This window comes from uncultured Mobiluncus sp. (genome assembly GCF_947254095.1).
Lineage (GTDB): Bacteria > Actinomycetota > Actinomycetes > Actinomycetales > Actinomycetaceae > Mobiluncus.
In genome coordinates this window covers 1-10574 of the sequence record NZ_CAMYBV010000027.1, presented here as the reverse complement: position 1 = coordinate 10574, position 10574 = coordinate 1, and the positions used below count along the sequence as shown (strand labels likewise).

The window sequence follows — 10574 nt, the reverse complement described above, 5'->3', positions numbered from 1 at the left end:
GTGATTTTGCCGGGGAACTGGACGGAAACCGGGTTCACGCGTTTGCTCATGTGACGGGTGGCGGTTTGGCCGCGAATCTGTGCCGGGTCATTCCCGCTGGGCTACACGCGGTGGTGGACCGTTCGACTTGGCAGGTGCCGGGAATTTTCCGCTACCTGATGGATTTGGGAGGGGTGGACGTGACCAGCGCCGAGGACACCTGGAACCTCGGAGTGGGCATGGTGGCTATCGTGCATCCTGATTTTGTGCCCGCCACGATGATGGCGGCACAGGTCGCCGGCATGGAATCTTTTGTCATGGGACTTGTTAGTGATGGTGTTCCCGCAGGTGAGCGCCAGATTTCCGGGACTAAAGGGGTCGCTGGAGGAACCGTAGCGATGCTCGGTGAATACCGGTTCTGAGCCCGGGCTACTGTCAATCGCGTGGATAAAAGGTGGAATACAGGCAATAGCTGCCAATAATGGCAGCTATTGCCTAAATACCACCTTATATGGACAACAAATGAGGTTACCGGTGGCGGCGGCGTAGTTTTGCCAGCAACAAAACACCGGCAACCACTCCGGCCGCGATGCCCAGTTTCTTTTGCGAATCCACATCGCCTTCCACCGCGTCAGTGAAGGTATCCTTGGCTTGCTGCGCAAAATTCTGGGCTTTCGCTTTCGCTTCTTTGACCTGGTTGGCCGGACGGAGCCGATCCACTAACTGGTCTACGGTCTGACCCATATCGGAGCGAGCGGTTTCAATCTGACGCTCGATTTCCTCCGGGCTACCGTTAAACTCTTTTTTCTCTGCGATGTTTTCGCTCATTTTTTCGCTCCTAAATCCGGGCGCTTGATGGCTGCTTTCAGCGTCGCAACGTCGCGCTTAACGTGCTTTTGGGGTTCCGGAATGTTTTCTTTGGCGCGTTTCACCGCGGACAGCCCGACCAGAACCAAAATCGCGGTCAACACCAGCAAAACCGCTGCGGTGAGCAAAGCGCCCCACGCCGCGAAACCGGTCAGCGCCGTAAACCCATAGAACATTGCTTTAATCAAATAACCCAGCATGAACAGGGCGAACACGCCAGCTGCCGCCAGCATTCCCGCCGCCAAACCAAACCGAGACCCGGCGGCCTTGGCCTGGGCTTTCATCAACGCGACCTCAGCCCTGAACAGGTCAGAAATCTGGGTAGAAAACCGCGCAAACAGCGCCCCCAGCGATAATTTCGGTTCTTCTATAGCCATTAGGGCCTCCTCGTCGACGTCACTTAAAACCTAGTTTACTATTTTCACAAAATCAGCGTTTAGGAAGCGAGAGTCGCCATGAGCGCCGGGGTCCGCAAGATTTTCCGCGCCGGCCACGCCGCCGCCAAAACCGCCAAAAAGACAGCCGCCGCAACGAAACTGAGCTGGCCTAGCACCGGAATTCCCCACTCTCCCAGCCCGAAGTCACGCAGCAGCCAGCGCCACAGCATCCCGATGACCAGCCCGGAAATCCAGCCCAGCCCCGCTCCCAGCAGCGCCAGGAAAAATGCCTCCCACCGCAGCGAAGCCCGCACTTCCCGCGGGGTAAGCCCCAGCACCCGCAGCATGGCAAAACTCTGGCGCCGTTCTACCATCGCCAGCGCCAAAGTGTTCACAATCCCCAAAATAGCGATAACGATTGACAGTCCGAGCAGCGCATACATCAGCCACAGCACTTGTGTGGTGGTTTGCGACAGGGCGTGGGACAGCTCCACCGGAGTAAAGACCCGGTAGACAAAAAATGGGTTCAGGCTGTGCTGTATCTGGTCTTGTGCCTGACGAATCTCAGCCGTGGTGGGTGCGGCATTCTCGCTCTGAAGGTTTACAAAAATGTACTGGTAGGTCAGGGTTTCGGGGGCCGCCGCCTGGCGCAGATACTGAGGATCGAGGAAAATCGCTGCGTTCAGCAGGGTGGAGCGGACTATTCCGGCGACTTTGGTGGAGTAAATCCCGCGGGGACCCGTCACCGTAATCGCGTCCCCGACTTTCCACCCTTCACGGGCGGCATCACGGGCGTTCACCAGGGCTTGGCCGTTTGCCAGTCCCTCCACGTCACCGGCCTTGACCTGCAAGGAGACGAGGTTCCTGGCTTCGTCCGCGGTGATACCGGCGGCGGTGAGGGACCGCGTGGGATCTTGGTCGAGGCGCACCAGCATCGGAGTGCTAATGATGTTGGCGTTGGCGAAGCGTACCCCGTCCACTTTCCGCAGCGCCGCGAGGGCTTTTTCGACGTTCGTGGACGGCTGCAGAGAGGCCACAACCAGGTCGGAATGGACTTCTGAAACCACTCCGGCCTGTAGGGACTTGCGGGCGGAATCGGCCAGGATGCCGCCGGTGGTGGCGATTGCTATGCCGATGACCAGGGCGGCTGCCCCCAGGGAGGTGCGGCGCGGGTAGCGGCGCAGGTTGCGCAGGGCCAAATGTGCCGGTAGGCGGTGCAGGCGCTGAAATAATGCGGCAAAAATCCACAGGAACGGGCGCAGCAGGACTGGGGTCAGACACAACACGCCGGACAACCCCAACAGCGAAGCCGCCAGGGCCAGCACTGTCGCAGGCGTCCCCACTCCTGACTGGGACGCCTCCACCAGCGCCCCGGCACCCAAGGCAACGGCCACGACCAGTACCATCACTCCGAAAATTGTGGCGCCGCGCAGGCGACCTTTCGGGGCGGGAGCGCTGGCAGCCAGAGCATCCAGCGGGGTCATGCGCCCGGCACGCCGCGCCGGAATCAAGCAGGCCACCACGGTAATCAGGACTCCCAGGGCCACAATCGCCAGCGCCCGCACGAGCCCCAACGGTACGCCGGAAGTGAACACCCACCCTTGTGCAGTGAGAATTTGCCGGGCACCCAGCACCAGCGCCAGCCCTACGCCCTCGCCCAAAACGGACCCGAGCAGCCCAATCAGCAGGGCTTCGCCGGTCACCAGCAGCTGCAGCGACCGGGGAGTGTAGCCCGTGGCGCGCAGCATCCCGAGCATTCGATAGCGGGAAGTAACCAGAATCCCGAAAGTGTTGGCAATCAGGAAGGCGCCCGCCAGCAACGCCAGCGCCACAAACGCCTGGGCCAGCAGGTTCACCAGTCCGACTGTGCGAGCCACGGCCGCGGACTGCTGGGCGCGCAGCGCGGCACCCGTCAAAATGACAGCATCGGGACCGACCGCGTCTTGGACTCGTTCCTTGACGTTGTCGGGGTTAGCCACGGGCGCCACGTGGATGCCGATGAGCTTGATTTTGCCGGTGGGGGAAAACCAGGTTTTCGCGTCCTCACCGTCGACGAAAGCCAAGGTGGCGGTGCCGAGCGGGGCTTTGAACTGGGCCAGGCCCACGACTTTCAGGCGGTGGGTCGCACCGGCCCAAATCAGGGTGGCGGTTTGGCCGGTTTTCAGTCCGGCGCGCCGTGCCGTGTTCACTTCCAGCATGACCTCTTTCGGTCCTTGCGGCAGGCGTCCCGAGGCGACTTCCGGGCCGGGCGGATAGGGAAAAACGCCGCGCACCAGGGTCGGGGTGAGCCCCATCGAGACGGGGCGTTTGTCCTGATCTAACAGGACAGCTTGCCCCTCAAAGCGGGGTGCGGCGTGGGCTACTCCGTCAACCGCTTCGATAATCGGCACAAGTTCGTCGCTGATGTTGCCGCGCGCCTCCAGGTCTCCCGCGGCGGCGTCTTTCATCGGGGGCGCCACGGCATAGAGGTCCCCGGACAGCGTCGCGGTTACCGAGGACTTGGCTGCGTCCGTCATCAGGTCGGTTATCCCCAAAGTGGCGGTCAAGAACATGATGCCCAGCACTACGGCGAACACGGTGGGAAAAAAGCGGTAGCCGCGGCGGGTGATTTCGCGCCAAATGATTTTCCACATGGCGTTTACCGGCCTTTAGGAGGGTATCTCAAGGATTGGGTGCGCCAGTTCGGGGTGGGGGTTTCCGGCGCGGCCGAGCCAGGGGCCGTGGGGGTCGTGGGGGTCGTGGGGATTGTTGGGGCTGGCGAGCCGGAGGCAGTGGTAGCCGAGGCCTCCGGTGCGTCCGGGGTGGACGCGGCGGACGAGGTTGACGGGCCGGGGGTGCGACCCAGGTTTCGCAGTTCGTCCTGCAAAGTCGCCGAACGTGCTCCTGCCTGGGCTAACATGGCGTCTGCCCGGGCAATGAGCAGTTCTTGGTCGGGGGTCTTCCCATGGCTAGGCAAGCTCGGGCTGTCGCCGTAGGGAGCTGATGTAGCGGCGGCGGCGCGCCGTGTTCGCAGCGGGGGCGTCGGTTCTGAGGTGCGCGAGCCGCGCGGCGCGGGGGATCCCTGCAGGGTTTCCGTAGCGTCATTAATCGCCGCTCCCGAAGCTGCCAGGAGCTTCTCCGCCTGCTCAATCATGGCCAACAGTTCGCTCTTGCCTTCGGCTTCGGCCAAGTTAGGGTCGATGGCGGGTCGCCGCGACCGGCGCGGCCCTTCATAAGTGCGGGAAGTGGCGGGTTCTGGTCTCGGTGTAGGTTCGGGAAGGGGTTCCGGGGCAGTTACCGCAGCGGGCGTGGGTTGCGACTCGGGTTGGCGCGCGAACGTGTCCGGAGCCGTTGACGGGGTTTCTGGCTGATAGTTTCGCCGAGTCTCCGGGAGGGGTTCAAAAGTCGGTTCCGGTGCGGCCGGCGGTGCGGGCTGCGGTGTGGGCTGAACGGTAGCCCGCACCCCAGCAGGGGACATCGTGTCGTCTGGCTCGGCAAATCTATCAGGAGAATCAGGGCGCGCCGGCGCGGGTTCGTCCGGGCTCGTCTGGAGTGATTCGGGGGTAAACGATTCGGAAAGAATCCGGGACGAAGCCGAACTGGGCACTAGCATGGGGGTATTGCCCGCCCAGGCGTTCTCGGCGGGCGGCGTGACCGGCAGCGGGACTGGCGGTGCAACTGGCGCAGTTGCGTCTGTGGGAAGCACCGGCGGCGCAGCCGGTGTGGGCGTATTCGCTGCGATGCCTCCCAGAATCGGACGGCGCGACAGGGGAGACGCCACCAAGTCCCCTTCACCGTCAACAGTGGGCGCGGGCTGGTCCGTAAAATCGAACGGATTGGACCCGGTATCACCAAAATCCGCAACCGGGGTGTCAAGGCTGCCGGACGTGTCGGAGTTAGCGGCTGCCAACTCGGCAGACCCGGAAATCACGGAATCAAAGTCGCTGCGCCCCTGGGCGGCAAAACCCTCGCCACCGGCTACATTATCCTGAACCTCCGGGGGATTGGCAGGCAAAGCCGACAGCGGCTGACCCAACAAATCATTAGTGTCGTCCGGGGAGGCGGGCTGCGCCACGGACATACTGGGCCACTTAAAATCGCCGCGGGCCAGGGAATCTGCCAGTTCGTTCGGTTCGGGGTTGGTCTCGGCGATGCCCAGGTCGGCAAAAGTCGGGGCGGCGCTGCGTCGCCGGCGCGTGGGGGGAGGCGGTGCGGGGACAGATGCCGGCCTGGGCTTAGGGGCATCCGCAATCGGGAACACGCTTTGCAAGTAAGGGGAAATCGGAGAGGCCGGCTCTGAACCCGATGCCGAATTTGGAAAAACCGCGGGTTCCACTGTGGGTAATTCGGCCTGTTCAGACTCAGTTTCCGCCTCGATTTTTGGCAAACTCACGACGGCGGTCAAATCGTTTTCCGTGGCTGGCGAATGCACGTCTCGCAAAGCCGCGGGAGAGCCCAGCTGCCCCGCACGTTTCCGAGCTTGTCGCACTTCACCGAGATTTTGCTCCGCTTCGAGGATAGCTTCGCGGGTCGGGTTCGTCAGTTGGGCAACGATTTGGCCGTCAAATAGGAATAGCACCCGGTCGGCGTATTTCGCGGCGTCCGGTTCGTGGGTGACCATAATAACTGACTGTTCCCAGTCACGCGCGGCGGCACGTAGGAACGAAAGAACCTGCGCCGAAGAGGCTGAATCGAGGTTTCCGGTCGGCTCATCAGCGAAAACGACCTCCGGAGCGGGCAGCAACGCGCGAGCACAAGCGACCTTTTGCTGTTGACCCCCGCTCAGCTCGGAGGGAAAGGCGCTCAGTCGCGATTCCAAATCCAGCTCTTTGACCAGCGTTTTCAACCGGCGCCGATCCGGTGACTGGCGGCGCACCATCGTCGACAACTCGATATTTTCTGCGACAGTCAACGTGGGCACCAGGTTAAACGCCTGAAAGATAAACCCAATCGTGTCGCGACGAAACCGGGTCAGCTCCGTGGCGTTCAGCTGGGACAGGTCGCGACCGGCGACCGTGACCGTCCCGGATTGAAACGAATCCAACCCCGCCAAAATGTGCAGCAAAGAGGATTTCCCCGACCCGGAAGGCCCCATAATGGCGGTGAACTGGGCGCGGGGGAAATCCACGTCCACGTTATCCAAAGCCGTAACGGCACGCTCCGTATCAGCCTGACCATAAATTTTAGTCAGACCGCGGACGCTAATGAGGGGATCTGAAACCGGAGAAAGCGTGGTGGAAAATCTCGGTGATGCCGCAGGGGATTGATTGACCAAGTTTCGCCTCCTTTCTCTGCATTCTTTCATATTTGCCGCCAAGGCGCCGGTTTCCACGCCCAAAGGAAGCCCAACACAATACCAAAGGTCGATGCGCACTCAGCGAGCGGGCCGAAGGCGGAACCATACGGCCTTGTGACAATTTTACAAAATGCTATGAACTGGTAAAACGTCACACGCGGTAGCGAAAAATGGTCGGACAAGGTTTTTTCACCTTGCACGCGTCACCGTCTACAATGGCTAAATGCCCGGAAAACCGCGAAAACCCGTTCCCGCGCCCCTGATTTTCTTTACCGAGGGAGTCATCCAGTATGTCGGTGCCGGTTTCGCGGTAACGTTGTTTGCCCTGATGGGGCCCCTGACCGTGGCTTGGCTGCGCACTGTATTTGCCTCCGTACTGATGCTGGCGTGGCGCCGGCCCTGGGGAAAACGGGCGCTCACCCCCAGCGGTTATGTTTGGTCCTGCCTGTTCGGGACGGCCCTGGTCTGTATGAACATGACATTTTACGAGGCAATAGCGCGGCTTCCCTTGGGTACCACCGTTTCCGTGGAGTTCCTGGGGCCGGTTATTTTCGCGGCTATCGGCATCACCGGCTGGCTGGGCAAGTTCTCGGTCCTGTTGGCATTTTCCGGCGTGGTCATGATTGGCGGGCTGGGCCTGGACATGAGCGATCCGACCGACCGGTTGGGCTTGTTTTGGGCCCTGGTCGCCGGGGGAATGTGGGTCGCCTATATGGCTTTGGGTCGCAAAGTTGCGGTTTTGGGTCGGGGCATCGATTCCCTCTCAGTAGGCTTGGCATTCGGTTCGTTCCTGCAGCTGCCCCTGGCCTGGCCCGACATCCACGTCGCGTTTAGCTCGTGGTCTGTTTTCGGTCTGGCCCTGCTGATGAGCCTGTGTTCCTCCTTTGTGCCTTACATTCTGGAACTGGTCGTGCTGCGTGATGTCTCCGCCGCCATTTTCGCGCTGCTCTCCGCGCTGTTGCCGGTGACGTCCCTGCTGGTGGGTGTATTTATGCTGCGGCAGTTTCCGAGTTGGGCAGAAGTGGGCGGTCTGATTTTGGTGTCGATAGCGGTGGCGCTGACCTATCGGCGCGAACCCGCCGATTCAGCCCCGCCCTCCCAGAGCGAGTCGGCGGACTAGACTAGGCTTATGACCGGTTTTTCACAGCGTTTGCAAGCTCTCTCCCAGCAGGTCGCCACGGCGGCCGCGGACGCTGGTCGCGACGTCGGATCAGTTCGCATCCTTCCGGTCAGCAAAACCCATCCGGTTGCGGACCTGCGCGAAGCCCTCGAAGCGGGAGCGCGCGAATTCGGGGAAAACAAACCCCAGGAACTGGCCGCGAAAGCTGCGGAACTGGGCGCGAACCTGGGCTTGAGCGCTGACGGGAACGGTGAAAGCCCCCGTTGGGTCCAAATCGGCAACCTGCAGCGCAACAAGGCCAAACTCATCGTCGCTTACGGCGCGGAACTTCAGTCCTTGGATTCAGCGAAGCTGGCGCAAACCCTGAACCGGCTGCTTGACCAGGCGGGACGGACCCTGGAAGTGATGATTGAAGTCAACACTTCCGGTGAGGAAGCAAAACACGGGGTCACCCCGGAGGAAACCCTAGAGTTGGCGCGACTGGTCATTGACCAGCCCCAACTGCACCTCATCGGCTTGATGACGGTGGCGGCGCGTGTGGACCAGGTCGGGGAGCATGGTGTTATTGAGATGTTTTCCCAGCTCGCGGGGTTGCGAGAGGACGTGTCGGGGCTGCCCGGAGGTGCGGATTGTCGGGAATTGTCGATGGGCATGAGCGGGGATTTTGAGTTGGCCATTGCGGCGGGCTCCACGTGTGTGCGGGTCGGTTCGGCCCTGTTTGGTCCTCGAGATTACGCGCAAAAGCCTGTCCAGTGACGGAAAACTGCAGATTTTTGGGATAATGTCCACGTGAAGCGTCCCAGTTTGAAACCGCGCCAACCCTCTGACGCGGAAAAGCCGACCCCGCGCGGCTCGGCGACGCCACACGCTTCTGCCCGAAAACCTCGCAAAGTCGGGGGAAACGAGAACGTCGGGAGAACCGGGAAAACAGTGGACCCGGGCTTGTCCGCAGCGAAAGTCACGCCACGCAACCCCGCCGTGGACTCCCCGGGCTCGACCCGCATTGCCCGAATCTTGACGCTGGCGGCCGTAGCGCTTGCCGTATTCCTGGTGGTGTTCTCTCCGTTGCGTTCCTGGATGGATCAGCAGCAGCAGGCTCGCTCACTGGCAGCCCAGATTGCCCAGGTCAAAGCACAAAACGCCGAGCTGGAAGCGGAAATCAAACGCTATAAAGACCCCGAATACATTTCCCGCCAAGCCCGCGAACGCCTGGGATACGTGAAACCCGGCGAGATTACCTATGTCGTAGTTGATCCTCCCGGCGCAAAAAAACCGCAGCTGACCAGCGGCTGGACCGATAAAGACACGAATGATTTGCCGTGGTTCCGCCAGATTGTCGCCGGATTGGAAGTCGCGGGAGCCGCTCCTGCCCCGGAAACTGCCTCGGGGGCTGAGGGGACAACCCCCGCCCCGGGGGCGAAAACTACCGAACCGTCCTCGACACCCGGCAAAACCGCCCCGGAACCAGCCCCGAAATCCTCGAACGCCCCGGCCCACAACTGAACGCCGACCGGAAACTGACAAAAGGAGCCCTTGTGATTACACCCGCTAGCCCGGAGGATTTGCGCATTATTGCAGCTCAACTGGGGCGCGTCCCGCGGGGAGTGCTGGGGGTAGCCGCCCGATGCGGGAATTGCGGAGCGTCATCTGGTGCCAGTTCCGCTGGTCAGGAGGGGGGTGTCCCCGCTGGTCATCCGGCGGTCATTGCGAGTGCCCCGCGCCTGCCTGGCGGCGAGCCGTTTCCCACGTTTTATTACCTGACCTGCCCGGCGGCGGTCGCGGCTGTGTCACACCTGGAGGCAAACGGGGTCATGCGCGAGGCAGAAGCCTTGCTGGAGGCAGACCCGCAGCTAGCGGCCACTTATACCCGCGCTCATGAGCTTTATATTCGCGAGCGCACCCAGGCGGGCGAAGCCGCCGGAATCGGGGAAGTCCCTGAAATCGCGGGCGTGTCGGCCGGAGGAATGCCTCACCGGGTCAAGTGTTTTCACGCCCTGCTCGGACACGCGTTGGCGGCGGGTCGGGGGGTAAACCCCATCGGGGATTGGGTGTTGGATCGGTTGGCGGAGTTGCCGGCGAGTGACCCGCATCGCTGGACGCCCGCGACTTGTGCCTGGAAATTGGGCGAAACCACTGGGGAAAGGGGCCGGTAATGCGTTTGGCGGCGATTGATTGTGGAACTCACTCGATTCGTTTGCTGATTAGTGAGGTTGACCCCCAGTCCGGGGCGATGGCTGACGTAATGCGATTGAATCGGATTGTGGGCTTGGGCGAAGGGGTGGACCGGACCGGGCATCTCAGTGAAGCCGCGTTGGAGCGGACTTTTGTGGCGGTCGAGGAATACGCCGGTTACGTGCGCCGGGAGGACGTCCAGCGGATTCGGATGGTGGCGACTTCCGCTTCGCGCGATGCGGATAATTTTTCGCAGTTTAGCGCCGGAGTGCAGGCGCGGCTGGGGATTACGCCGGAGGTCATTTCGGGACAAGTCGAGGCCACGTTGGGATTCACCGGGACACTTTCAGCGCACCGCGACATTGCCAGTCCGGCTCTGACCGTAGACATCGGGGGAGGTTCCACTGAGTTTGCTTTCGGGGAGGCGAGCTCCGATACTGGTCGTTTTGACCAGGTCACGGCCGCGGTGTCGATGAACATGGGTTCCACGCGGGTCACCGAACGTTATCTGCGACCCGCCGAAGATGCGCGGGGGGTGCCCAGCGAGGACGCTATCAGCCAGGCTGGACAGTTTGTAGATTCCCTGATTGCCCAAGCTGGCGCCAGCGTGCCGTTGGAGCGTGCCCGCGAGGTAGTCGGGGTGGCCGGTTCGGTCACGACTTTGACGGCCTTGGAGTTGGGGTTGGACAGTTACGAGCCGGACAAAATCAACGGGGCCGTGCTGGATTCTGGCGCGCTGCGGGAACGTGCCCGGCGTTTGATTCGGATGCCGCACGCGGAAAAA

Annotated in this window: 10 protein-coding genes; 6 read left to right on the top strand and 4 right to left on the bottom strand. The window is 61.9% G+C overall.

Features of this window, described 5'->3' with window-relative positions; translation table 11 throughout:
• A partial coding sequence (locus Q0X47_RS07955; RefSeq protein WP_297724767.1) for an AIR synthase-related protein occupies positions 1-401 on the top strand: 401 nt, incomplete at its 5' end.
• A 106-nt stretch (positions 402-507) separates the two neighbouring features.
• Here Q0X47_RS07955 and Q0X47_RS07950 read toward each other — a convergent pair.
• Genes Q0X47_RS07950 through Q0X47_RS07935 form a run of 4 tightly spaced genes read right to left on the bottom strand, consistent with a single transcriptional unit; the run spans position 508 to position 6477 of the window.
• Positions 508-807 carry a DUF3618 domain-containing protein gene (locus tag Q0X47_RS07950; RefSeq protein WP_297724765.1) on the bottom strand — a complete coding sequence of 100 codons (300 nt, stop codon included), beginning with the start codon at positions 805-807 and terminating at the stop codon, positions 508-510.
• Positions 804-1223: a phage holin family protein gene (locus Q0X47_RS07945; protein ID WP_297724762.1), complete on the bottom strand. Its 420-nt coding sequence runs from the start codon at positions 1221-1223 to the stop codon at positions 804-806. The genes Q0X47_RS07950 and Q0X47_RS07945 overlap by 4 nt, the downstream gene beginning before the upstream one ends.
• Before the next feature lie 59 nt (positions 1224-1282).
• Positions 1283-3856: an FtsX-like permease family protein gene (locus Q0X47_RS07940; protein ID WP_297724759.1), complete on the bottom strand. Its 2574-nt coding sequence runs from the start codon at positions 3854-3856 to the stop codon at positions 1283-1285.
• A 5-nt stretch (positions 3857-3861) separates the two neighbouring features.
• Positions 3862-6477, bottom strand: coding sequence for an ATP-binding cassette domain-containing protein (locus Q0X47_RS07935; RefSeq protein WP_297724756.1), 2616 nt, complete (start codon positions 6475-6477; stop codon positions 3862-3864).
• 244 nt (positions 6478-6721) lie between these two features.
• Between Q0X47_RS07935 and Q0X47_RS07930 the strand changes: the two genes are divergently transcribed.
• The 5 genes from Q0X47_RS07930 to Q0X47_RS07910 form a co-directional block, all read left to right on the top strand.
• Positions 6722-7618, top strand: coding sequence for a DMT family transporter (locus Q0X47_RS07930; RefSeq protein ID WP_297724754.1), 897 nt, complete (start codon positions 6722-6724; stop codon positions 7616-7618).
• A gap of 9 nt (positions 7619-7627) precedes the next feature.
• Positions 7628-8374, top strand: coding sequence for a YggS family pyridoxal phosphate-dependent enzyme (locus tag Q0X47_RS07925; protein ID WP_297724752.1), 747 nt, complete (start codon positions 7628-7630; stop codon positions 8372-8374).
• A 33-nt stretch (positions 8375-8407) separates the two neighbouring features.
• Positions 8408-9121, top strand: coding sequence for a septum formation initiator family protein (locus Q0X47_RS07920; protein WP_297724749.1), 714 nt, complete (start codon positions 8408-8410; stop codon positions 9119-9121).
• 32 nt (positions 9122-9153) lie between these two features.
• Positions 9154-9771 (top strand): DUF501 domain-containing protein, encoded by a 618-nt coding sequence (locus Q0X47_RS07915; protein WP_297724747.1) that lies wholly within the window; start codon positions 9154-9156, stop codon positions 9769-9771.
• Positions 9771-10574 (top strand): phosphatase (locus Q0X47_RS07910; RefSeq protein WP_297724744.1); only part of this gene is annotated, 804 nt, incomplete at its 3' end. The genes Q0X47_RS07915 and Q0X47_RS07910, both read left to right, overlap by 1 nt.